Origin of the sequence: Anaerocolumna sp. AGMB13025 (genome assembly GCF_029689925.1) — a bacterium.
Taxonomy (GTDB): Bacteria; Bacillota; Clostridia; order Lachnospirales; family Lachnospiraceae; genus Anaerocolumna.
Window position 1 is genome coordinate 2,758,861 of the sequence record NZ_CP121445.1, and the last position, 23,011, is coordinate 2,781,871.

The window sequence follows — 23,011 nt, forward strand, 5'->3', positions numbered from 1 at the left end:
AATATTAATCATATAAAATGCTATCATCAAATAGTAATCGAGATAAATTATAAATAAAAGGATTATTGGTTGAATTAGAAAACTAGTTAAAATCAAAAGCTTCCGGCGCAGTAGTTGTAAATATTGCACGAACACATAATGCTATTTTTAATTAATGTATTGTGGCAGTATCCCATGAAACATGAGATATTCAAGTAGTGTAAATATTAATAATGACGGAAGCTTTTTTTATTATGTTAACAAAACCCTCATTTTTAACGCTGTATTAGTTGTATTAAGCACCTATAAGTGGTAAAATATAATAAAAATGGATTATCCAAATACTTTAGAAATAGGTGGATTATGAAAAATTATGTTATAATTACTGAATCAACAGCAGATATTTCCCAGGATATGGTTGATGAAATAGGTGTCAAAGTTATGCCCTTAGCTTTTGAAATAAGCGGAAAAAGCTATATGCATTATCCCGATACCCGAGAATTGGGCATACATGAATTTTATCAACAGCTTAGAAAAGGTGAAAAATCCGTAACTTCTTTAATTAATACGGAAGCCTTTATGGAATTTTTTGAACCTATACTAAAGGAAGGGAATGATATTCTTTACATATCATTTTCTTCAGCACTCAGTGGGACTTACAATTCATCTCTGTTGGCAAGAGAAGAACTTTTAGAACGGTATAAAGACTCTAAGATAGTGTGTGTGGATTCAAAAGCCGCTTCCGCAGGCGAAGGTTTACTGGTATACAGCGCAGCTAAGAAAAAAGAAGAAGGACTTGATATTGAGGAATTAGTTGACTGGCTGGAGAAAAATATCCATAAGCTCTGCCATTGGTTTACGGTTGATGATCTGTACCATTTAAAACGTGGAGGAAGAGTCAGTGCGATTAGTGCAGGTATAGGAACAGCACTAAATGTTAAACCTATATTGCATGTGGATGATGAAGGATACTTAATTCCAATGGAAAAAGTAAGGGGACGGAAAAAATCTCTTCACGCATTGCTTGAGCATATGGCGGATACTTATAATCCCTCTATGGGACAGACTGTTTTTATCGGTCATGGTGATTCAATAGAAGATGCGGAGTATCTGGCAAATATAATCAGAGAAAAATTAGAAGTAAAAGAAATTGTAATTACACAAATCGGACCTGTAGTCGGATCACATTCCGGTCCGGGAACAATCGCTTTATTTTTCTTTGGGACTGGAAGATAAAAGGACTTAAGACCTTAGCCATAACAACTTACTGATGAATTTACGTATGGAGGCACGATATGAAGTTGACATTTATAGGAGCTACACATGAAGTGACAGGAAGCTGCTTTTACCTAGAAGCCCTCGGTAAACACATTTTAATTGATTGTGGTTTGGAACAGGGCAGGGATGTATATGAAAACCAAGAAATTCCGGAACCGGCTGCAGGTATAGATGCGGTACTGTTAACCCATGCCCATATGGACCACGCAGGCAGGCTCCCCCTGCTTTATGCACAGGGTTTTAGAGGAAGCATACATGCCACAGGAGCCACCAGTGACCTGTGCGATATTATGCTACGGGATAGTGCACATATTCAGACCTTTGAAGCTGAGTGGCGTAATCGGAAAGGACAAAGAAAGGGAGAAAATCCCTATGTTCCTCTTTATACCATGGAGGATGCTTATAATACCATTCGTTCTTTTGTACCTCATAGCTACAATGAAAAGATTAAGCTTTTTGATGGAGTTTTTTTCCGTTTTATTGACGTGGGACATTTACTGGGTTCTGCCAGTATCGAAGTCTGGATTACAGAAGAAGGTGTTACCAAGAAGATTGTTTTCTCTGGTGATATCGGTAATATAAACCAGCCCTTAATTAATGATCCACAGTATATAAAGGAAGCGGACTATGTCGTAATGGAGTCTACCTACGGTGACCGTAATCATGGTGAAACGCCGGATTATATCGGAGAGTTAACAAAGATTATACAGACCACCTTTGACAGAGGCGGTAATGTTGTCATCCCTTCTTTTGCAGTGGGAAGAACCCAGGTACTGCTGTATTTTATCCGTAAAATAAAAGCGGACCGCTTGGTAACCGGTCACGGTGATTTTAAAGTATATGTGGACAGCCCATTAGCCAATGAGGCTACACAGATATTTAATGAGAATATGATTGGATACTTTGATAAAGAAGCATTGGAACTGGTGAACAAAGGTATTAATCCAATTACTTTTCCGGGCTTAAAGACATCTGTAACTTCGGAAGAATCCAAAGGCATTAATTTTGATGATGACTGTAAGGTTATAATATCCGCCAGCGGTATGTGCGATGCGGGAAGAATCAGGCATCATTTAAAGCATAATCTATGGAAAAGTGAAAGCACTATCCTATTTGTAGGATATCAGTCAGAAGGTACATTAGGTCATATTATACTAGACGGCGCCACGGAAGTAAAATTATTCGGCGAATTAATCCAGGTGAATGCTGAAATAAGAAAACTTGCTGGTGTCAGCGGACATGCAGACAGAAATGGACTATTAACCTGGATTAATCATTTTGATAAAAAACCGGAACGGGTTTTTGTGGTTCATGGAGAAACGAATATTTGTGATTTGTTTACAGAAACGCTAAAAACAGAATACGGTTTCGATGCCGTTGCACCATTTAGCGGGGAAGTATATGACCTTCTTAAGAATGAATGTCTGGTTAAAGGCAAAGCTACCCTGGTTCATTCAAAAGACGAGAAAAAGAAAGGAATTTCCTCTGTTTATGAACGCCTAGTCAATGCCGGAAAGCGCCTGCTCGTTGTGATACAGCACAATGAAGGCGGATCGAACAAGGATCTTGCCAAATTCACTGATCAAATCAATTCCCTGAGTGATAAATGGGATAGATAAAAAAATAATATAAGAATACAATTCTTTACTAAAATAAAAAGGACTATTATGATCAGATTTAAGTAATCTGAATATAGTCCTTTTTATTTTTCGTTTAACAGTTTTTAAATACTGCTTTGCAGCGGTTAACTCATCATAAAAAATGGAATATACCTATTATAAGAACGGAGAATTTTAATAAAACTAGATAACCTAAAAGAGATAGTATTTAATTCAGGAAGAGTATTAATATCACGCTATCAGAAACTACAGTTCTTTTAATATCATATGATAAACTTCATCGATCACTGTATCATCAATTTCTTTATCTAGAAAATATTCAACTGCATACTTAGCCTGTGCCACTAACATCTCAAGACCATTGACAGCCTTAATCCCTAATTCTTCAGCCTGAAGCAGCAGTGTGGTCTTCAGTGGGTTATAAATAATATCCAGGACGGCCTCACACTCTTTATAAAGTGAAACATCAACAGGACTAGCGTCAATCTTTGGATACATACCAACCGGACTGGTATTAATAATAATCTGTGCATCAGAATGAAATTTCAGACAATCTTCATAAGTAATAACCCCATCCCCACTCCTTGACTTAACAACAATAATCTCCCCCGCCTTAAGAAAATGAAGGACAGCAAGCACCGCTTGAGCCGCGCCGCCATTACCAAGAACCACTACTTTTTTACCCGCTATATCAACCCCATTATGTTCAATCATATATAAAAATCCCGGAAAGTCAGTATTATGACCAATCAATAATCCATCTTTTTTTACAATCGTATTCACAGCCCCAATCTGCCTTGCATTATCATCCAAAACATCCAGATAGGGAATAACCTCCTTCTTATAAGGAATCGTAACATTAATCGCCTTAAACTCCCGTGCCTTCATAAAAGGCTCAAATGCTTCCTTTGATAAAGGGGTAATTGCATAATCATAATCCGCCAGTTTCTCATGAATAATCTTAGAATAACTATGCCCCAGCTTTTCTCCAATCAAACCGTATTCCATTATTAAACCAATCCTTTCGTATATAAGAATAGAAAATCATCTCTATATAGTATTAAATATTTCATAAACCAGCCTATTTAAAAGTCTATTTAAATAAGTAAAATAAAAATTGATGGTAACCCATAATCAAAACCTAAAAATTACTATAAGCTATTCTATTTAAGAATAAACATCATAAATTATCATAAAACATAAAAGTAAAACACATAAATAAATGAATATCACAATAAACGAAAAACATAGCCAAAAACATAAACATTAACAGTAATAGCAACGAAAAACGTTAGCAAAGAAAAACAATACCACATCAAAAACATATTAGACACAACAACGTATAGGAAGCAAAACCAGATTACATATAACAACATACAGAAAGGTAAAACATAGTAACATCAACAATAATTGGATCAAAAAAACCAGAAACCAGGATATAATCAGCTCACAGCATAAAAAAATAAGCGGCGGTTAGGATTTGTTTTATATGCGCCTTATTCAGAGGCTGCCAATTCACTTATGGAGTTTGAATATGGTATAGCTTGAAAAAGCACACTGTTTGACGAGCTTTGCTCGGAGTTTGTGCTTTTTCAAGCTTCTTTGCCATATTCAAACTCCATTAGTGAATTCAGCCGAAGAATCCAAGCATATAAAACAAATCCTAACTGCCGCTTATCAAAACCCTCCTGCTGATTATATCCGTACACCTCCAATAACTCCAACCCCTCAAACTTTTATACATTAATTAGTAAAAGAATAATATAATTAATAAAATTTTGCAAGAAAAATATCCGGTCATAATTTCAAAGGGTGGACATATATTGTTCTAAAGGAGGAGGAATGAGATGAATAAAAAAGACGAGCTGTTGAAAATCTTTTCGATAAAACTTAGGACAATACTATCCAAGATAATATTAGATTATGATTTATTACAAGAAATTCGTCTTAGAGTAAATGCACCCTTGCTGCTCATTTATGATAACAAAGAATTCTTCGTAACCCAAGAGTCGGAACTGTTAACCGGAGTTGGAGAAGCCTATGTCATAACCAAAAATGAAATCCGGGAAACTATGGAATATATCAGTAACTATTCCCTGTATGCCTTTGAAGAGGAATTAAAACAGGGGTTTATTACAATAACCGGCGGGCACAGGGTGGGTATCATAGGTAAAGCAGTATTAGAGGAAAACAAGATAAAGAGCATGAAGCATATATCCTTTATTAACATCAGGCTGTCCCATCAGGTAAAGGGTTGTGCGGACAAGGTAATTCCTTATATTACCGGGGATGAGGATAACGACTGCTATCATACTTTAATCATATCGCCGCCCCGCTGTGGAAAAACGACCCTGCTTCGAGATGTAATCCGACAATTATCAAATGGCAGTGAAAATCGGTCCGGTATTACGGTAGGAGTTGTAGATGAACGTTCTGAAATCGGAGCCTGTTACATGGGAATACCGCAAAATGAACTGGGGATACGTACCGATGTCCTGGATTGTTGTCCAAAAGCAAAAGGAATGTTAATGCTGATCCGCTCCATGTCACCCAGGGTTATAGCAGTTGATGAAGTGGGGTCTGTAGAAGATATCAGTGCAATTGAATATGTAATGAACTGCGGCTGTAAACTAATAGCCACCGTCCACGGCAATTCTATTGAAGATATCAAAAATAAGCCGATACTGGGAAAACTAGTAGAGGAAAGATTGTTTGAACGCTACATATTATTAAATAATCATGGCAGTGTGGGACATCTGGAAGAGATATATGATGAAAATGGTAAAAGAATTTATTAAACAGAAAAGATAAAACAGAAAAAATATAACATAAAAGTTAAACAGAAATAATTAAACAGAAGAATTAATATCAGAAAAGATAAAACAGAAGAATTAAAACAGAAGAAATGAACAATCAAAAATAGCGGACAAACAATCAGATAGAAAGGAGGTAACTATGTTTGTTATTAAAATAATCGGCTGTGTTTTAATCCTTACTTCATCAGCCGGAATGGGTCTGTATTTTAGCAGTGAATTAAAAAACAGGATTAATGATTTAAGGGAGCTTAAAAAAATCATTTTTCTGTTGCGGGGAGATATAAGGTATGCCAACACACCCTTGCCGGAAGCAGTACAAGCTTTATCCCTGCGGCATGAAGGAAAATACAAAAATTTTCTTTCTAAAATAGCGGAAAGATTAAATGAACTGGGTGGTATCTCATTTTGCACCATATGGAAGGAAGCCGTATTAAAAGAGCTTAACAATACATCCTTAAGCAAAAAAGATCTTACCGCACTTGGACAGTTTGGTGAAAATCTCGGTTATCTGGATAAGGACATGCAGATTAATACTATCGATTTATATATATCACAAATTGAAGATGAAATTAAGGAATTATCCCACAATGTTAAACAGAAATCGTACCTGTATAATTCTCTGGGTGTTCTGGGCGGAATATTCATAACAATAATTATGCTGTGATGGGATTTATGTGGGAGCAATCAACATTCACAAGGAGGATAACATGACTATCAACCTGATATTTAGAATTGCAGCGGTAGGCATATTGGTTTCAGTTTTAAACCAGATACTGAAGCAATCTGGAAGAGAAGAACAGGCATTTTTAACTACCTTAGCAGGGCTGATCCTGGTACTTTTTTGGATTGTGCCGTATATATCCGAGCTGTTTGAAATAATCAGGAATTTATTTACCTTATAAGAAGAAGGGAGCATCATAATGATACAAATTGCCTTAATTGGTATTATTGTTGTCTTAATGGCAATACAATTTAAGAGTACAAAGTCGGAATATGCAGTATATATAAGCCTTGTAGGATGCATTCTTATCTTTTATCTGGGAGTGAATAAATTAGAGATTATAATCAATACCATTAAGAAAATCCAGACTTATATTAGTCTTAATGAAACCTATATATCCATACTAATTAAGATAATCGGGATTACATATATTGCTGAATTTTCCTCCAATATCTGCAAGGATTGTGGACATACTGCAGTTGCCAATCAGATTGAATTAGTAGGTAAACTGACAATACTGGCCACGGGAATGCCGATACTTTTGGCTCTTCTTGATACCATCAATGAATTCTTAACGGCATAGTCATCAAAGAGGAGGTTCCAAATGAACTTTTCTATCAAGAAAAGGCGGAAACTATTAAGGATACTGTTATTCCTGTTTCTCATACTCTTTCTGCCATTTACAAAAGAAAAAGTATATGCTGGTGAGTATACTACCGGTACTGACAGCGATTCAGACTTTGATTATAACGAAATTCAGAAAGTTATTGACAATGTCTTAAAATCCGATGACCACATTAACTTTGAAGATTATGTCAAAGGCCTTATATCCGGAGAAAGAAAATTTTCCATCCAACAGATTGGAACCGATATCAAAAATGCTGTAATGAATGAAATCAGAGATAATATAGGGACCCTCACAAGCCTAATTTCCATAGCAGTGATCGCTGCGGTATTTACTAATTTTTCATATGCCTTTCAAAATACCCAGGTTGCTGAAACCGGATTTTATGTGGCATATCTGTTATTGTTTTCGGTACTTACCGCCTCGTTCATATCGGCTGCGACGCTGGCTGCCAATACCATATCAGCGGTATTAAGTTTTATGAAAGCATTGGTGCCGGCCTATTTTTTATCGGTGGCTTTTGTTTCCAGTGCCGGAACCTCAATGGTATATTACCAGGTGACCTTATTCTTAATTACCTTTGTGGATGTATTATTAATAAAATTAGTTATTCCAATGATTAATATATATTTAATCGTTTCCATGGCAAATAACCTCTCGAAGGAGGACTTGCTCTCAAAGCTTGCCGACTTGTTGTCTATCGTAATCAAATGGCTTTTAAAAACCATGTTAGGTCTGGTGGTAGGGGTTAATGCCATACAGGGGTTGATTTTACCGGTAGCAGATAATATTAAAAAATCTGCTTTATTTAAACTTGCCGGTGTCATACCAGGAGTCGGGGATGTGCTTGGAAGTGTTACGGAAAGCGTATTTGGTGCCGGTGTCCTGTTAAAGAATGCCATTGGTGTAGCAGGAGTTATTGTAATCATCGTAATATGTGCGCTGCCTATTATAAAGCTGGCGATTACAACCCTTATTTACCGGGTAAGCAGTGCCGCCGTACAGCCGATTTCGGACAAGCGTATGTTAAACTGTGTCACTGCCTCAGCCGATGCGGCTGCCTTATTACTAGAGACCGTTTTGGTGGGTGCCGTCTTATTTTTACTTACTATAACCATCATAGCAGCCACCACTACATAAGGAGATGATAGAAAACCGATTAAAAATAGGACAGACAGTACCGGGATCGTTTGGCTGTAAGAAGCAATAGGAGTGGAAAATGAATGAAATTTACGGCTGGGTTAAAAATATTGTCATATTTCTAGTACTGACAACAATTATTACAAATTTACTTGGTAAAAGTACTTACAAGAAATATGTGAATTTAATTACCGGAATTATTTTAGTAATAATGGTAATTTCACCATTACTAAAACTATTTCAATTAGACAAAACCATGGATTACTATTTCACTACGAATTCCCTTTTAGCAGATGCCCAGGATATGAACAGCAGGTTGATGGATGCACAGGATAGTCAGATTACTACGATTTTAAAGGAATACAAGGAACAAATCGGCAAACAGGTAGGTAATCTGCTGGAAGGACAGGATTTATATATAAAAGATATTAAAATTACCATTGATGAGGATGAAAACAGTACTTCCTTTGGAAAACTGCTTTCATTAAATATAACGGCAGTCAATAACAAGTCTGAAGAAAAGGAGAGCCCTTCAGTGAACATTGATAAGATAAAAATAGAAGATATTAAAATCAGAACCAAGAAAGAAGCCGATCCAGAAAACGGCAAGGATATACTCACACCGGATGAAATAAATATAAAAAACCTGTTGTCGGACTTCTATAATATCAACCCTGATAATATAAATATTAGTATACAGGAGCAATAACTGTCCTGTTGTACTACAATAGGAGAAAGTATGGAAAAAGAAAAGGTAAAGGAAAAGAAAAAACTCAGTATTAAGGAAATTGGTCCGGCAAGACTCGTAATACTGTTGATGGCAGGTATATTTCTGCTTGTATTATCATTTCCTGATATGCTTTCATCAAAAGATTCCGCGAAAGATAATGCAGTAAAACAAGATTACAAGGTAAAGGATAACACGAATAATATAGAAACAAAAGATGAAACCGATGTTTATGCCAATGAAATGGAGAACCGTTTAAAGAATGCCCTTGCAAAAGTCCAGGGAATTGGTGATGTTGAGGTCATGATTACATTAAAGGGTTCTAAAGAAAAAGTCGTACTAAAAGATGGTCCATATACACAGGAAAGCATGAATGAAGTTGATGGGGAGGGCGGAAACAGAGATAGCAGCAGTATAAAAAAGGAAGATTCCACTGTTTTGGTGAATGGTGGAGACGGAAAAAGCGAGCCATATGTCTTACAGGTACTTGAGCCGGAGGTGGAAGGTATTGTTGTTATAGCCGAAGGAGGCGATAATGCCAAAATTATGACAGAAATAATGGAAGCCGCACAGGTATTATTTGACGTACCTGCTCATAAAGTAAAAGTAATGAAAATGAATAAATAAATGTTTTAAGGAGGCAAGTATGAAGAATATATTTAAGAAAAATCAAATCATTATTACTGCATTAGCAATTATGATAGCGATTGCAGGGTATCTGAATTTTTCTGGCAGGAACAATGATGATAAAATTGCCGATGTTGGCAGCAAGAATGTCTTGGATTATGATACATATACGGAAACCCAGGGTGATAATATTACAGATGGGGACACCGTATCCCTTCAAGATACGAAAGATTTACTGGACGAAACTGCTTTGGACATAACAACAGATGGTGAAAGCGATAAAACGGATACAGCAAAAGGCACCGGCAAAGAAGATGCAGCAGCAGACGATACTGACAAAACTGCTTCCGCTAAAGATGACAAAAAAGATGAGGCAAAAACAGATGACACAAAGACCGCCAGTAATTCTGATAAGAAATCAGACTCTGAAGAAGTTGCTGCATACGATGTGAATGACAACGGTGAAGTTGTAACAGATAAAAAAGGTGAAGAAACCAGTGCACCTGGTGAAGCCGTTTTAGTCAGCACAACAACAACCCCTGATTTCTTTGCTTCCAGAAAATTAGCAAGGGAACAGCTCAGATCAACAAACAAAGATGAGCTTATGAAAATCGTAAACAGTGCAAGTCTGTCAGAAAAGGCCAAAGAAGATGCAGTTAACGGCATTATCGAAATGACTGCCATAGCTGAAAAAGAAAATGCTACAGAAACTCTTTTGGAAGCCATGGGCTTTAGTGACGTAATCGTAACCATTGAAGGAAAACTTGTTGATGTTGTTGTTAATGCAGAAAGCCTTAATGAACAGGATATCGCCAAGATCGAAGATATTGTTAAGAGAAAGACCGGTGTAAAATCAAAGGATATTAACATTGCTCCGGTTGTAGTAGGTGATTGATCGGAAAGAGACTTATGCTTATTAAAAGGTGCAGGACAGATGGAATAGAATAAGCAAAATTAAGTCTCGTACTACGTACGAGTTATTTGTTAACATAGGCTTTGAGTAAGGGTTGGTATATGTTTTTCATATACTAATCCTTATTTTATTTTACATAAAAGTTCTCCTTTCGGAGAACCCTTGAATTAGAATAGTCCGCTGAAAGCGGGCATAACGAACAGACGATATTGTTAGAAAATATAAAAACCTTCTTCCAATTCATCTTCATTAAGGTCATCATCCTCGATCAGAAAGTAATTCATGTCGAGCAGATCAGAATCAATCATGTTCCGAACAAGCTTACGAAGAGCAGTTTTTACTGAAATTTACCCTGCCGCCAAGGTCCCACCAGGTTTAGCCGGCATCTTTATTACCGTTCAAGGCATACAGAGTGCAGCTGCGTATTGGTGAGACTCTAACCTTTTGAATTTGAAGGATACCAGGCGAAAAAGAGGAAGGGAGCATCTTATTTATTCTTGAGTTTTTGAAACAGAAATTCGCCCTTTTTTCGGTTGCTTTTTACTATTGATGTAAGCGTCTACAATTCCTTGAGGGGATAGGGAAAAATTCTTGTCTATATGAATCTTTAGTTCTTTCCTTTCAATCCAATTCACAATTTTATCAAAGTCTGAGTAATTTGGTATAGATTGAAAAAAGTATGTCTTAATATTTCGTTCCATCGGATAACTATTTACTCCAAAGGAAACAATTGATACATATTTTCCATTATCTTTTATAAGTGAGAGGCTTTTTTCACCAACTTTACCTAATACACCATTATTTTCAATAATAGATGCCTCCATAACAGTATCAATTACCAAGTCAACTTTTTCGTGGATTTTATCTGCAATATCAAATTCAGTGTAATCGTATACTTCATCTGCCCCTAAAGCTTTTACAAAATCATGATTATATTTTCTTGCTGTCGTTATAACATAAGCACCATGATTTTTTGCTAATTGTACAGCCACATGACCGACCCCACCGGCACCGCCTTGAATTAGAACTTTTTGTCCTTTTAAAAGGCTCCCATGATCAAATAATGCTTGCTTTGCAGTTAACGTAATTGTAGGTACAGCACCTGCAATCTCATATGATATGCCTTCTGAAAGCTTTGCAAGATGATCCTCATCTACTGCAACGAAATCTTGATATGCGCCTGAATGAATAGCTAATCCCATAACGCGGTCATCGACTTTTAACCGGGTAACCTTTTTCCCGACTGCTCTTACGATTCCGGCAACATCACTCCCGAGAATTATTGGTAATTTCTCGGACCATTGGCCACCAACAGAGCTTTTAAATATTTCCCCCGTACGTAAAGGTTCGTCGCCGGGATTAATTGATGAAGCCTTCACTTCAATTAGTACTTGGTTGTCACTTATATCTGGTAAATCCGCATCTATTTCTTCAAATGTACCGGGGTTGCCAAAACTTGTTAAACCGATTGCTTTCATAATGTATCTCCTTCTTAACATTGTTTTTTATTCAACGTGTGTTGAATAATTTTATATTATCAGCTATAATTAGGTAGTTCAATAAGTAATAGTATGAAGATTGTTGAAAAATCAACAATTACTTTTAGTATGTTAATTATTAAGATGAATGGGAGTATTAGGTTGAAAGAAAATATTATGAATGAGAGGATGCCACTTATGGATTCTTTCAACCTTTTTATATGTGGCAGTAACACATCTGCTTGCAGATGTGTTATGCAATGGGTATTAAGATGGATAGACGAATTCAAAAATCTAAACAGGCAATTATGGACGCTTTTATGGTACTTGTTTTTGAAAAAGAATTGGAAAAAATTACAATTGGTGAAATCGCAGATAAAGCTAACGTGAATCGAGGAACAATTTACCTCCATTTTACTGATAAGTATGACATAAGAGACAAGTGTTTGGATTATCATTTAACAGAATTAAAAGAATCATGTATTCATGACTCTAAGGCGGAAAAAATAACAACTAAAGCTAGTCTGACACGTGTTTTTGAACATCTCGAAGTAAATTATGAATTTTATTCCGCTATGCTATCAAATAAAGAAAGTTTAGTTTTTCGAAAGCGTATGAAGGATATTTTTAAAGAAGGATTGATTAACCGTCTCGATTTAACGGAACAAAAAGATAATAAAGAAATTTCTGTTGAATTTTTAGTATCAGCGGGAGTAGGTGTGTTAGAATGGTGGATATATAGTTCCAAGCCATACTCTGCAACAATCGTCGTGGAGCAACTTTGGCAACTTTTCAATAGCATAGAATGTAATAGCAAATAAGTGTGACTTTTTTAGAAAAATTAACTATAAAACTACTATGTGACGTTGGAGAACAGCTCGTAGCTGTGGCATGATGAAAACGGAATAAAACTATATTAACTTTACTAAGGAAAGGTAAGGAATCAGGTTGTAAAAATTGGTAATAATATGAAGTGTAAGGTTAAGTAATAATAAAAATATAATAAATGATTTGCATTTAAACATAAGTTTGATATAATAAATGTATTAAATAGCATTATTTGGACACACAGTATATAAAGTGAAAAACTTAGGAGGTAATTACAGTGGTTAAGGAGCAAGAGAATAGAAATACGTATCAAATACATGCAGAAAGTAATGTGGGTGAGGTACAGATTGCTGATGAAGTAGTTGCTACTATTGCCGGTTTAGCTGCCACCGAAGTTGAAGGTGTTGCTGCAATGTCAAGCAATATAACCAATGAATTGGTAAGTAAGTTAGGGATGAAGAATTTATCAAAAGGTGTAAAGATTGCTGTCAGTTCGGATTCCGTATCGGTGGATTTATCTCTTACAATGGAGTACGGTTACAGCATTCCCGATACCTCCAGGCAGGTTCAGGAAAAAGTAAAATCAGCAATAGAGAATATGACTGGTTTAACAGTTTCGGAAGTTAATATCAGAATTTCCGGTGTTAATATAGAAAGAAGCAAATAAAAAGAACAATAGTGTCTAAACCCATTCAGCCCTTAGATAATTCTATTTAAGGGTTGTTTATGTGTTAATGGTATAAATAAGGTACGTGCGATACAGCGCACAGATTGGAGTTTACATGAGTAGAAGAGAAATCAGGGAACATCTTTTTCGGATGCTTTTCCGTAAAGATTTTCATGAGGATGCTGAATTAAATGAGCAGATAGATTTATATTTTGATTCACTGGAAGAACCAAAGGAAGAAGAATTAAGATATCTAAAGGAACGTTTTGCGAAGATTATCGATAAAATAGCGGAGATAGATACGATTTTATCCGATGCCTCCAGCGGTTGGAAATTAAACCGTATGGGTAAGGTAGATCTTACTATTATGAGGCTTGCAATTTTTGAGATCAAATACGATGAAGATATACCGACCAAGGTTGCTATTAACGAAGCGGTTGAAATTGCCAAAATCTTTGGCGGGGATTCCTCTGGTTCCTTTGTTAATGGTGTATTGGCTAAACTTGCTTAAAAGTAAAGGTGAGCAGTATGGATAATGTTTATTCTGTAACCCAGGTGAATCTCTATATAAAGAACATGTTTATCAGGGATTACGCCTTAAATAATATATACATCAAAGGTGAGGTTTCGAATTGCAAATATCACACCTCCGGTCATATCTATTTTACCTTAAAGGATGATAAAGGTCAGATGGCCTGTGTTATGTTTGCCGGACAGAGAAATGGCTTACGGTTTCAGTTAAAAGAAGGCCAGAGCGTTATCGCACTGGGTTCAGTTAATGTATATGAACGGGACGGTAAGTATCAGCTGTATGCCAAAGAAATAATACTTGACGGCTCCGGTTTATTATATCAAAAGTATGAGCAGTTAAAAAGCAGACTGGAAGCAGAAGGACTTTTTGATGGGGAACATAAAGTGAGCATACCCCGTTATCCTAAAAAAGTTGGTATTGTAACCGCTAAGACAGGAGCAGCGATTCAGGATATCATTAACATAGCCACCAGAAGAAATCCTTATGTTCAGCTCATTTTATATCCTGCTCTCGTTCAGGGAGAAGGCGCAGCGGCTTCGGTTTGTGAAGGTATTAAAACCCTGGACAGGCTTGGAGTAGATACCATTATCGCCGGAAGAGGCGGTGGTTCCATTGAAGATTTGTGGGCTTTTAATGAAGAGATAGTAGCACGGGCAATTTATGAATGTAAAACTCCGGTTATATCGGCAGTCGGACACGAAACCGATGTTACCATAGCTGATTTTGTTGCGGATTTAAGAGCGCCGACACCTTCAGCAGCAGCAGAACTGGCAGTACCGGATATTAAAGCCGTATTGTTTGATATCGAAGCCTATAACCGAACTCTAAACAGTGAACTGCAAAAGAAAATCGCAGCCAGCCGCAACGAGTTAAAACATATGGCTCTAAAACTTGACTATGCCAGTCCGATTTATCAAATCAGACAGAAAAGGCAGCAGCTTATTGAACTGGAACAGAAATTATGGCAGCAGATGCAGACAAAGCTTACAAAAAAAAGACATCTGCTGGAGCTTTATATAGAGAAACTGGAAGGGCTTTCCCCGCTTAAGAAGTTAAATCAGGGTTATTCTCTGGTTTTAAATAGTGATAATAAAGTGGTAAATTCCCTTGAAAAAGTTACAGAAGGAGAACGCTTACGCATCTGTGTCACCGACGGAGATGTTGTGGCGAGGGTCGAGGAATTGCTTAAAAAAGAGCGTTAACAGTTGCTTAGATAGGAGTTGCAATGAAAAAAGAAGAAAAAACCCTGGAAGCTTCCTTTCAGGAAATGAATGAAATCATTAATAAACTGGAGCAGGAGGATATTACTCTGGAAGACTCCTTCTTACTCTACCAGGAAGGTATGAAATTATTAAAATATTGTAATGATTCTATTGATAAAGTTGAAAAGAAGCTGATTATTTTAGGTGAAAAGAATGAATCCGATGAACTTTTATGAAGAACAGGATAATAGAATTAAACACATTGAAGCTATAATTAAGTCCTATCTGCCAAAAGAAGAAGGACCTCAAAAGCGTGTGTTCGAGGCAATGAATTACAGCATATTAGCAGGTGGCAAAAGACTGCGTCCAATGCTTATGCTGGAGACGTTCCGGCTCTTTGAAGGCAGAGACGAAAGGTTAGTAGAACCATTTATGGCGGCGATCGAGATGATTCATACCTATTCCCTGGTTCATGATGATCTGCCGGCTATGGATGACGATGAGTACCGCAGGGGAAGAAAGACCACTCATGTAGTTTTTGGTGAAGCCATGGGAATTCTGGCAGGGGATGGTTTGTTAAACTATGCCTTTGAAACTGTGACCGCCTCCTTAACAAGGCTTTCCGGTGAAGACCTGATACGGGGAGCAAAAGCCCTTTGTATCCTTTCTGAAAAAGCAGGAATATATGGCATGATTGGCGGTCAGGTTATTGATATGGAAGGCTTTGGTCTTAAACTGGAGCAAGACACAGATTTTGATGCCTTAGGCAATGGCATGGGGTTAACAAAATCACAAAATAGTCATAAGAATATACAGGAACGGTTAAATTACATGTACAAATTAAAAACCGGTGCCCTAATGGAAGCCTCCATGATGATCGGAGCTGTTTTGGCAGGTGCTGGTGAAGCTGATATCTGTACATTAGAGGGAATAGCTTCGGATATTGGTCTTGCCTTTCAGGTTCAAGATGACATACTGGATGTTACGTCTACTACTGAGATAATTGGCAAGCCCGTTCACAGTGATGAGAAGAATCATAAAATAACCTATGTCGGGTTATTAGGAATAGAAAGAGCCAGAGAAGAAGTTGTGTCGTTGTCAGCAAAAGGAATATCCGCCTTGGAGTCCCTTAATAAAAGCAATGATTTTTTAAAGGTTTTAATCCGAAAACTGATCAGCCGTGAGAAATAGTATGACGAACAACAGGATTAATAATATAAATAAATGAAATGAAGGTGAAGTCTTGTCGCAAATCTTGGATAATATTAATCAGGCGAATGACATTAAAAAAATAAATCCCTCCGATTATAAAAGACTGGCAGAAGAAATCAGAAAATTTCTGGTACAAAATATCAGTAAAACAGGCGGACATTTAGCCTCTAATCTTGGGGCGGTCGAATTAACCATGGCTTTGCATCTATGCATGGATTTCCCAAAAGATAAATTAGTATGGGATGTGGGTCATCAGGCTTATACCCATAAACTGCTGACCGGCAGAAAGAACGAATTTAACACCTTACGTACCTTTGAAGGGCTAAGCGGGTTTCCGAAGAAGAAAGAAAGTAACTGTGATTCTTTTGATACCGGACATAGTTCCACCTCCATATCTGCTGCCATGGGGCTTGTAAAAGCCAGAGATATAAATGGTGATAATTACAGAGTAACCGCAGTAATCGGTGATGGTGCATTGTCTGGAGGGCTTGCCTTTGAAGCACTGAATAATGCTGCAAGACTCAATTCCAATCTGATGATTGTTTTAAATGACAATAATATGTCCATATCGGAGAACGTTGGTGGAATGGCCAATTATCTTGGACAGCTTAGAACCGATGTGAAGTATAATCGATTTAAGGATTCCGTTGAAAAAGCACTTAATACCATACCAGGAATTGGTTCAGTAATTATGGATAAATTAAGAAAATCGAAAGATTCCATCAAGCGGCTGGTTATTCCCGGCATGTTGTTTGAGGATATGGGATTAACCTATATCGGTCCCATTGATGGACATAATATCAATGAATTAACAACTGCATTTGCCAGTGCTGCCAAGGTAAAAGAAGCGGTGCTTGTCCATGTCATTACCAAAAAAGGCAGAGGGTATAAACCGGCGGAACTTAATCCCAGCCGGTATCATGGTGTAGAATCTTTTGATATAAAAACAGGAAAGAATAATGTAGAAAAGATAGGCGTAACATATACCGATGTCTTTTCTGATACAATTATGGAGCTGGCAGAAAAGAATGATAACCTGGTGGCTATTACGGCAGCGATGCCCAGCGGAACAGGCTTAAATAAATTTATGAGGCAGTATCCCGACCGGTTTTTTGATGTGGGAATTGCGGAAGAACATGCAGTTACCTATGCGGCAGGGTTAGCCTCCGGCGGAATGAAACCGGTAGTAGCCATATATTCGACCTTTTTGCAGAGGGCATATGACCAAATTCTCCATGATGTCTGCATTAATAAGCTTCCGGTGGTTTTTGCGATTGACCGGGCCGGCTTAGTCGGTAGTGACGGGGAAACTCATCAGGGTATTTTTGATATATCCTTTTTATCTCATATCCCCTCCATGACACTAATTGCACCTAAGAATAAGCAGGAATTTAAGGATATGCTGATCTTTGCCAGCCAATTTAACGGTCCGATTGCAATACGGTATCCAAGAGGCAGGGCTTATGAGGGACTTACGGAATATAATACCCCGATTGAATACGGAAAAAGCGAGATACTAAATATAAACGGTCAGGAAAAAACGGTACCGGTGCATTCTATAAAACCGGTTGAGTCAGGCAGCAGCTTCTCTGCAGATCATATCGTAATACTTGCAGTAGGAAGTATGGTTGAAACTGGTTATCAGGTTATGACAAAACTTATCAGTATGGGTAAGGAGGTCACTTTAGTTAATGTAAGATTCATAAAACCTATGGATGAAGAATTACTGCACCGCCTTTCAAAAAGCCACGGTATATGGATTACAATGGAGGAGAATGTGAAAAGCGGTGGTTACGGTGAACGGGTTGCAGGATTTTTAATGGAACATAATTACAGGCAGATAAGAATGATTAACATATCTTTACCAGATCAGTTCATTGAACAGGGTGATGTTGCTGTGTTAAAAGAAAAACTTGGCTTTGATGCGCCATCTATCCTGGAAAATATTATAACGAAAATAGAAGATAAATAAGCATTTATTGATATATAATGGAGGATATTGTGAAGGAACGATTGGATGTCTTATTGGTGAAAAGGAACCTGATTGAATCCAGGGAAAAAGCCAAAGCGGTTATTATGGCCGGTAATGTATTTGTAGAGGGTCAGCGGGAAGATAAAGCCGGAAGTATGTTTTCAGACTCCGTTACCATTGAACTCAAAGGCATTGCGTTAAAATATGTAAGCCGCGGCGGATTTAAACTGGAAAAAGCTGTGGAGCAATACAGGGTGTCGCTAGAGGGCAAAATATGTATGGATGTGGGTTCCTCCACTGGCGGATTTACAGATTGTATGCTGCAAAACGGAGCTGTGAAGGTATATGCCGTAGATGTTGGTACGAATCAGCTGGCCTGGAAGTTAAGACAGGATGAGAGAGTCATTTCCATGGAGAAGACCAATATAAGATATCTGGAACCAAATCAGATCCCTGACAGCATAGATTTCATATCCATTGATGTTGCCTTTATCTCCTTAACAAAGGTGTTACAGCCGGTAAGGGAGTTGTTAAGGAATGAAGGGGAGATTGTGTGCCTGATTAAACCTCAATTTGAAGCCGGCAGAGAAAAAGTTGGAAAAAAAGGTGTGGTCCGGGAGCCGGAAATCCATATAGAGGTTATAGAAAAAGTTATTATATTTGCAGTCAGTCTTGGGTTTCATATCCTTAATCTGGATTATTCACCGATAAAAGGACCGGAGGGGAATATTGAATATTTATTACATATTCAAAAAAAGGAAGTCCTCCCCCAAAATACCAAGGAAGAAATTACTTTAACGGAATGCAGCAGGTATGTAGAGAATACGGAAATAGGCAGTCTGGCTGACTATATTGATAAAATTGTAACCACAGCCCATAATACATTAAACTTGTAATGGTCGGGTGTTTATGTTACAATATCTTTAAGCATTGTATAAATAATCAAAGCAATGCAACTTACAGGAGTTATGGATGAATAAATTTTGTGTAATAACAAATCGGGATAAAGATACGGATCTTGCGGTAACCTCTGAAATCGTCGATTATATGAATAAAAATCATAAAGAATGTCTGCTATTGGAGGGACAGAACCCTGTCAGCTGCAGTCACCGCTTCACCGATGCCAAAGCGATACCAGAGGATACCGAGTGTGCTATTGTACTAGGCGGAGATGGGACAATCATACAGGCAGCTAATGATCTTGCTGGCAAAGGAATCCCTATCCTTGGTGTCAATCTTGGAACCCTTGGCTTTTTGGCTGAAACGGAAAAACATAATATATATGAAGCTTTGGATTCCTTATTTGCAGACCAGTGCGGTATGGAGAGCAGAATGATGCTCCATGGTAGTATATTCAGCAGCAGTAAGAAGGCTTATGAAGGAATTGTTCTGAATGATATTGTTATCACACGAAGCGGTTTTTCACGAATTATCAGTGTTAGTATATATGTTAATGATGAATTAGTAGACCGGTACCGCGGGGATGGGGTTATCATCTCTACGCCAACAGGTTCTACCGGATACAATCTATCCTCCGGAGGTCCGGTTGTAAAACCGGATGCCAGAGTTATGATTATAACACCAATATGCCCTCACACCTTAAATTCCAGAAGTATCGTAGTATCCTCCGAAGATTCGGTAAAGATTAAGATTGATGAGAGCAAAAAGACTCAGGAAGAAGAAGCTATTGCTACGTTTGACGGAAGAATGGCAATCCTGCTTCAGGCTGAAGATATCATAGACATTAGTAAGGCGCAAGAGGAAACTAAATTAGTCAAAATTAATCATACTAGTTTTTTTAATATACTAAGAACAAAAATCGGACAAGGTGGAGAATAGGGATGAAAGTTGGAAGACAGAGTAAAATTATTGAATTGATCAATAAGAACGATATTGAAACTCAGGAAGAATTAGCGGATTTATTGACTAAAGCCGGTTATAATGTAACCCAGGCGACTATATCCAGAGATATACGTGAATTAAAATTAACCAAAATTTCTGTTGATGACGGCAAACAAAAGTATATAGTTTTGAATAATACGGAGACTGGTTTGAGTGAAAAGTTTGTCCGTGTGTTAAAAGACGGCTTTGTATCCATGGATATGGCACAGAATATTATTGTAGTTAAGACAGTATCCGGTATGGCCATGGCGGTGGCAGCTGCTTTGGATGCATTGCATATTCAGGGAATTATGGGTTGTATTGCCGGTGATGATACGGTTATGTGCGTAATAAAAACAACAGAAGAAACTGTAATTGTTATGGAAAAACTAAACAAACTAATCAATTCAAAAAGCTTGTAAACTGGGATAGACCGTGATACAATATTTTATTGTGCAGAAGAATTTTAACTGTATATATCCGTCACAGCTTAAAGTATGGCTGTGGGCGGAATTCGTTTGTGTAAAAACTTAATATTTATTACGGGCTTAGATAAGTTACCTGTTAAGTAAAATACTTGTTAAGTAAAATACTTGTTAAGTAAAATACTTGTTAAGCAAAATACTTGTTAAGCAAATTACCTGTTAAGTTAATACTTGTTAGGTAATTTCTTGTTTAGGTAAAAAGCCTGCTTAGCAGGAATTGATAAGTACAGTATAAGACTTATGTGCTAATTCAAATAATTATAGAATAAAGGAGATTTTTATATGTCGGGACATTCCAAATTTGCCAATATTAAGCATAAAAAAGAAAGAAATGATTCTACCAAAGGAAAGATATTTACAAAGTTAGGAAGAGAAATAGCTGTAGCGGTAAAAGAAGGTGGACCGGATCCGAATAGCAACAGTCGTTTAAAAGATGTTATAGCAAAAGCAAAATCCAACAATATGCCCAATGATACCATTGACAGAAGTATTAAAAAGGCAGCCGGAGACGCCAATGCCGTTAATTATGAATTTGTAACTTATGAAGGATATGGACCTAATGGAACTGCAATTATTGTAGAAGCTTTAACAGATAATAAGAATAGAACAGCCTCCAATGTCAGAAATGCATTTACAAAAGGTAATGGTAATGTGGGTACCCAAGGCTGTGTATCTTTTATGTTTGACAAAAAAGGTCAGATTATCATTGATAAAGAAGAATGTAATTTGGAAGCTGACGAACTTATGATGACTGCCCTGGATGCCGGAGCAGAAGACTTTTCAGAAGAAGAGGACAGTTTTGAAATCTTAACCGATCCCGATGCCTTCAGTGAAGTTCGTGAAACCCTGGAAAAAGCCGGAATCCCCATGGCACAGGCAGATGTGACTATGATACCTCAGACCTGGGTAGATTTAACCAGCGAACAGGATATTAAGATGATGAACCGTACTCTGGATTTACTGGATGAAGATGATGATGTGCAGGAAGTATATCATAATTGGAATGAGTAAGTTGGGACTGTGAAAGTACTGTAAATACTAGTTTTGTGTAATTTAGTAAGAGAGAAATGTTCACCAGTTATGATGTACTGGTATGTTTTAATAGAAAATGAAGGGTACTTCTAATCCTGCATTTATCACAACTGACACAAGTGATGAATGCAGGATTTTTCTATACTTAAGATGTTTTAAAAGAATTTATGTTTGATTGCCAAATGCGTAAATTAAAAGCAAATTCGTACTCTTAACTTTTATCTTGCAAATCTTATTATGTGAATAAACTATTTATCTCAATCATTGAAACGATTATTCCTTATAGTTAATATAATAGAATATTTATTCCTTAAACGCTATTGATGGTAAATATAATAAAATGTATCGTTAATAATAAGAGTACAGGAGGAAGTTCTTAAAATGAATGATGTTTCTAAGATAATCGGAGATAGAATAAGAATATTAAGAAATAGTAAAGGATTTAGCATAGAAGAGCTGGCTCATAGAGCTGATGTTAGTAATACTCATTTAGGTCATATAGAGCGTGGAGACAGAAGCCCGACTGTTGAAATGCTAGGGAAGATAGTTATTGCTCTTGATATTTCATTTGCCGAGCTATTTAGTGAATTTCCAATGCCAAACAGTGAAAACGATACCGTATTAACGTTACTAATCAACAAGCTAAATACTTTAAATGTCAGTGAACAGAAAATAGTATTAGATATAATAGATAATTTATTCAAGTTAGCGAAAGGTCAATCATAAAAGGAAGGAAGTTTTCAGTTGCAACTGTCAGCTTCCTTTATTTTATTATCACAAGCATATTGAAACGTCTTATAAGGCATAAATAAACGAAAAAAATAAATATAAGAAATAAAAATATTGACTGTTTTTACAAAATATGCTATTGTATATAAAAGAGGGTTACATAGTTTTAATTAGAGATTATATCAATATACACCCCTCATATTAATATACCGAAAACTTTAATACTATGTAACCTCTTGTTTTATTTAACCTGATAATTAGATAAATAATGGTATTACCTTTTGATATAACTGTTATACTTGTTTATACAATTCAGTATTTTCCTTTAAGAAGTTCTTCTTAGGTAATAAATTCCAGATTAATAAATCCTTTTTCTTGAATATAATTGAAACATCTTTGATTACGATTGCTATCGTTACATCAAAGCATTACATAAGAACAGTAATTAAACACCCCATATTATTAAATAACCATCGGATACTCAGTATATGATAAAGGCTTAAGTATTTTGGAAGGTGCGTATTGGGCGGACAAGGGGTAGCTAAATA

24 protein-coding genes are annotated in these 23,011 nt (G+C 36.8%); 22 read left to right on the forward strand and 2 right to left on the reverse strand.

All coding sequences use genetic code 11. The features are described 5' to 3' along the window. Positions 1 to 342 precede the first annotated feature (342 nt). Both QA584_RS11220 and QA584_RS11225 read left to right on the forward strand, forming a co-directional pair. Positions 343 to 1,215: a DegV family protein gene (locus tag QA584_RS11220; RefSeq protein WP_278274602.1), complete on the forward strand. Its 873-nt coding sequence runs from the start codon at positions 343 to 345 to the stop codon at positions 1,213 to 1,215. Positions 1,216 to 1,274: 59 nt separating this feature from the next. After that, positions 1,275 to 2,876 carry an MBL fold metallo-hydrolase RNA specificity domain-containing protein gene (locus QA584_RS11225; protein ID WP_278274603.1) on the forward strand — a complete coding sequence of 534 codons (1,602 nt, stop codon included), beginning with the start codon at positions 1,275 to 1,277 and terminating at the stop codon, positions 2,874 to 2,876. 246 nt (positions 2,877 to 3,122) lie between these two features. Here the strand turns inward: QA584_RS11225 and QA584_RS11230 are convergent, their stop codons facing one another. Further along, on the reverse strand, positions 3,123 to 3,884 hold the full coding sequence (locus QA584_RS11230) for a shikimate dehydrogenase family protein (protein WP_278274604.1): 762 nt from the start codon (positions 3,882 to 3,884) through the stop codon (positions 3,123 to 3,125). An 839-nt stretch (positions 3,885 to 4,723) separates the two neighbouring features. Between QA584_RS11230 and spoIIIAA the strand changes: the two genes are divergently transcribed. The 8 genes from spoIIIAA to QA584_RS11270 all read left to right on the forward strand — a co-directional run bounded on the left by spoIIIAA (position 4,724) and on the right by QA584_RS11270 (position 10,427). Then, positions 4,724 to 5,674 (forward strand): stage III sporulation protein AA, encoded by a 951-nt coding sequence (gene spoIIIAA / locus QA584_RS11235; protein WP_278274605.1) that lies wholly within the window; start codon positions 4,724 to 4,726, stop codon positions 5,672 to 5,674. 157 nt (positions 5,675 to 5,831) lie between these two features. Beyond that, complete coding sequence (locus tag QA584_RS11240) at positions 5,832 to 6,356, forward strand: stage III sporulation protein AB (RefSeq protein WP_278274606.1); 525 nt, start codon at positions 5,832 to 5,834, stop codon at positions 6,354 to 6,356. A 43-nt stretch (positions 6,357 to 6,399) separates the two neighbouring features. Beyond that, on the forward strand, positions 6,400 to 6,594 hold the full coding sequence (gene spoIIIAC, locus QA584_RS11245; protein WP_161839598.1) for a stage III sporulation protein AC: 195 nt from the start codon (positions 6,400 to 6,402) through the stop codon (positions 6,592 to 6,594). Positions 6,595 to 6,612: 18 nt separating this feature from the next. Further along, positions 6,613 to 6,996, forward strand: a complete 384-nt coding sequence (gene spoIIIAD, locus QA584_RS11250) for a stage III sporulation protein AD (RefSeq protein WP_331487899.1) — start codon at positions 6,613 to 6,615, stop codon at positions 6,994 to 6,996. A 21-nt stretch (positions 6,997 to 7,017) separates the two neighbouring features. After that, on the forward strand, positions 7,018 to 8,178 hold the full coding sequence (locus QA584_RS11255; protein ID WP_278274607.1) for a stage III sporulation protein AE: 1,161 nt from the start codon (positions 7,018 to 7,020) through the stop codon (positions 8,176 to 8,178). A gap of 79 nt (positions 8,179 to 8,257) precedes the next feature. Beyond that, entirely contained in the window at positions 8,258 to 8,887 is a 630-nt protein-coding gene (gene spoIIIAF / locus QA584_RS11260) for a stage III sporulation protein AF (protein ID WP_278274608.1), read from the forward strand. 30 nt (positions 8,888 to 8,917) lie between these two features. Then, positions 8,918 to 9,532 carry a stage III sporulation protein AG gene (locus QA584_RS11265; protein ID WP_278274609.1) on the forward strand — a complete coding sequence of 205 codons (615 nt, stop codon included), beginning with the start codon at positions 8,918 to 8,920 and terminating at the stop codon, positions 9,530 to 9,532. A gap of 19 nt (positions 9,533 to 9,551) precedes the next feature. Then, complete coding sequence (locus QA584_RS11270; protein WP_278274610.1) at positions 9,552 to 10,427, forward strand: SpoIIIAH-like family protein; 876 nt, start codon at positions 9,552 to 9,554, stop codon at positions 10,425 to 10,427. Positions 10,428 to 10,936: 509 nt separating this feature from the next. On the opposite strand, the gene QA584_RS11275 is transcribed toward QA584_RS11270, so the two are convergent. Beyond that, on the reverse strand, positions 10,937 to 11,923 hold the full coding sequence (locus QA584_RS11275) for an NADP-dependent oxidoreductase (protein WP_278274611.1): 987 nt from the start codon (positions 11,921 to 11,923) through the stop codon (positions 10,937 to 10,939). Positions 11,924 to 12,195: 272 nt separating this feature from the next. Here QA584_RS11275 and QA584_RS11280 point away from each other — a divergent pair, with 272 nt between their 5' ends. From QA584_RS11280 to QA584_RS11335, 12 genes are all read left to right on the forward strand, one after another. Further along, positions 12,196 to 12,744, forward strand: a complete 549-nt coding sequence (locus tag QA584_RS11280) for a TetR/AcrR family transcriptional regulator (protein WP_278274612.1) — start codon at positions 12,196 to 12,198, stop codon at positions 12,742 to 12,744. Positions 12,745 to 13,028: 284 nt separating this feature from the next. Further along, complete coding sequence (locus QA584_RS11285) at positions 13,029 to 13,418, forward strand: Asp23/Gls24 family envelope stress response protein (protein WP_278274613.1); 390 nt, start codon at positions 13,029 to 13,031, stop codon at positions 13,416 to 13,418. Between the two features lie 115 nt (positions 13,419 to 13,533). Further along, positions 13,534 to 13,929: a transcription antitermination factor NusB gene (gene nusB / locus QA584_RS11290; RefSeq protein WP_278274614.1), complete on the forward strand. Its 396-nt coding sequence runs from the start codon at positions 13,534 to 13,536 to the stop codon at positions 13,927 to 13,929. A gap of 17 nt (positions 13,930 to 13,946) precedes the next feature. Beyond that, positions 13,947 to 15,152: an exodeoxyribonuclease VII large subunit gene (gene xseA, locus QA584_RS11295; protein WP_278274615.1), complete on the forward strand. Its 1,206-nt coding sequence runs from the start codon at positions 13,947 to 13,949 to the stop codon at positions 15,150 to 15,152. 23 nt (positions 15,153 to 15,175) lie between these two features. Further along, positions 15,176 to 15,388 (forward strand): exodeoxyribonuclease VII small subunit, encoded by a 213-nt coding sequence (gene xseB, locus QA584_RS11300; RefSeq protein WP_278274616.1) that lies wholly within the window; start codon positions 15,176 to 15,178, stop codon positions 15,386 to 15,388. After that, on the forward strand, positions 15,375 to 16,343 hold the full coding sequence (locus QA584_RS11305; RefSeq protein WP_278275150.1) for a polyprenyl synthetase family protein: 969 nt from the start codon (positions 15,375 to 15,377) through the stop codon (positions 16,341 to 16,343). Before xseB ends, QA584_RS11305 begins: the two co-directional genes overlap by 14 nt. Positions 16,344 to 16,395: 52 nt before the next feature. Further along, positions 16,396 to 18,336, forward strand: a complete 1,941-nt coding sequence (dxs, locus tag QA584_RS11310; RefSeq protein WP_278274617.1) for a 1-deoxy-D-xylulose-5-phosphate synthase — start codon at positions 16,396 to 16,398, stop codon at positions 18,334 to 18,336. A gap of 29 nt (positions 18,337 to 18,365) precedes the next feature. Beyond that, complete coding sequence (locus QA584_RS11315) at positions 18,366 to 19,232, forward strand: TlyA family RNA methyltransferase (RefSeq protein ID WP_278274618.1); 867 nt, start codon at positions 18,366 to 18,368, stop codon at positions 19,230 to 19,232. Positions 19,233 to 19,308: 76 nt separating this feature from the next. Next, a complete protein-coding gene (locus tag QA584_RS11320; RefSeq protein ID WP_278274619.1) occupies positions 19,309 to 20,175 on the forward strand; it encodes an NAD(+)/NADH kinase in 867 nt (288 codons plus the stop codon). A 2-nt stretch (positions 20,176 to 20,177) separates the two neighbouring features. Further along, on the forward strand, positions 20,178 to 20,639 hold the full coding sequence (gene argR / locus QA584_RS11325) for an arginine repressor (RefSeq protein ID WP_278274620.1): 462 nt from the start codon (positions 20,178 to 20,180) through the stop codon (positions 20,637 to 20,639). A gap of 345 nt (positions 20,640 to 20,984) precedes the next feature. Continuing rightward, complete coding sequence (locus QA584_RS11330) at positions 20,985 to 21,713, forward strand: YebC/PmpR family DNA-binding transcriptional regulator (RefSeq protein WP_278274621.1); 729 nt, start codon at positions 20,985 to 20,987, stop codon at positions 21,711 to 21,713. Between the two features lie 402 nt (positions 21,714 to 22,115). After that, positions 22,116 to 22,460: a helix-turn-helix domain-containing protein gene (locus QA584_RS11335; RefSeq protein WP_278274622.1), complete on the forward strand. Its 345-nt coding sequence runs from the start codon at positions 22,116 to 22,118 to the stop codon at positions 22,458 to 22,460. Positions 22,461 to 23,011 lie beyond the last annotated feature (551 nt).

Coding starts and splice junctions, on each gene's coding strand:
- QA584_RS11335 (WP_278274622.1), top strand. CDS start 22,116: ATGAATGATGTTTCTAAGATAATCGGAGATAGAATAAGAATATTAAGA.
- QA584_RS11225 (WP_278274603.1), top strand. CDS start 1,275: ATGAAGTTGACATTTATAGGAGCTACACATGAAGTGACAGGAAGCTGC.
- spoIIIAD (WP_331487899.1), top strand. CDS start 6,613: ATGATACAAATTGCCTTAATTGGTATTATTGTTGTCTTAATGGCAATA.
- QA584_RS11320 (WP_278274619.1), top strand. CDS start 19,309: ATGAATAAATTTTGTGTAATAACAAATCGGGATAAAGATACGGATCTT.
- QA584_RS11275 (WP_278274611.1), bottom strand. CDS start 11,923: ATGAAAGCAATCGGTTTAACAAGTTTTGGCAACCCCGGTACATTTGAA.
- nusB (WP_278274614.1), top strand. CDS start 13,534: ATGAGTAGAAGAGAAATCAGGGAACATCTTTTTCGGATGCTTTTCCGT.
- xseB (WP_278274616.1), top strand. CDS start 15,176: ATGAAAAAAGAAGAAAAAACCCTGGAAGCTTCCTTTCAGGAAATGAAT.
- QA584_RS11280 (WP_278274612.1), top strand. CDS start 12,196: ATGGATAGACGAATTCAAAAATCTAAACAGGCAATTATGGACGCTTTT.
- spoIIIAF (WP_278274608.1), top strand. CDS start 8,258: ATGAATGAAATTTACGGCTGGGTTAAAAATATTGTCATATTTCTAGTA.
- QA584_RS11255 (WP_278274607.1), top strand. CDS start 7,018: ATGAACTTTTCTATCAAGAAAAGGCGGAAACTATTAAGGATACTGTTA.
- QA584_RS11240 (WP_278274606.1), top strand. CDS start 5,832: ATGTTTGTTATTAAAATAATCGGCTGTGTTTTAATCCTTACTTCATCA.
- QA584_RS11230 (WP_278274604.1), bottom strand. CDS start 3,884: ATGGAATACGGTTTGATTGGAGAAAAGCTGGGGCATAGTTATTCTAAG.
- QA584_RS11265 (WP_278274609.1), top strand. CDS start 8,918: ATGGAAAAAGAAAAGGTAAAGGAAAAGAAAAAACTCAGTATTAAGGAA.
- QA584_RS11220 (WP_278274602.1), top strand. CDS start 343: ATGAAAAATTATGTTATAATTACTGAATCAACAGCAGATATTTCCCAG.
- spoIIIAA (WP_278274605.1), top strand. CDS start 4,724: ATGAATAAAAAAGACGAGCTGTTGAAAATCTTTTCGATAAAACTTAGG.
- QA584_RS11305 (WP_278275150.1), top strand. CDS start 15,375: ATGAACTTTTATGAAGAACAGGATAATAGAATTAAACACATTGAAGCT.
- QA584_RS11330 (WP_278274621.1), top strand. CDS start 20,985: ATGTCGGGACATTCCAAATTTGCCAATATTAAGCATAAAAAAGAAAGA.
- spoIIIAC (WP_161839598.1), top strand. CDS start 6,400: ATGACTATCAACCTGATATTTAGAATTGCAGCGGTAGGCATATTGGTT.
- QA584_RS11270 (WP_278274610.1), top strand. CDS start 9,552: ATGAAGAATATATTTAAGAAAAATCAAATCATTATTACTGCATTAGCA.
- xseA (WP_278274615.1), top strand. CDS start 13,947: ATGGATAATGTTTATTCTGTAACCCAGGTGAATCTCTATATAAAGAAC.
- argR (WP_278274620.1), top strand. CDS start 20,178: ATGAAAGTTGGAAGACAGAGTAAAATTATTGAATTGATCAATAAGAAC.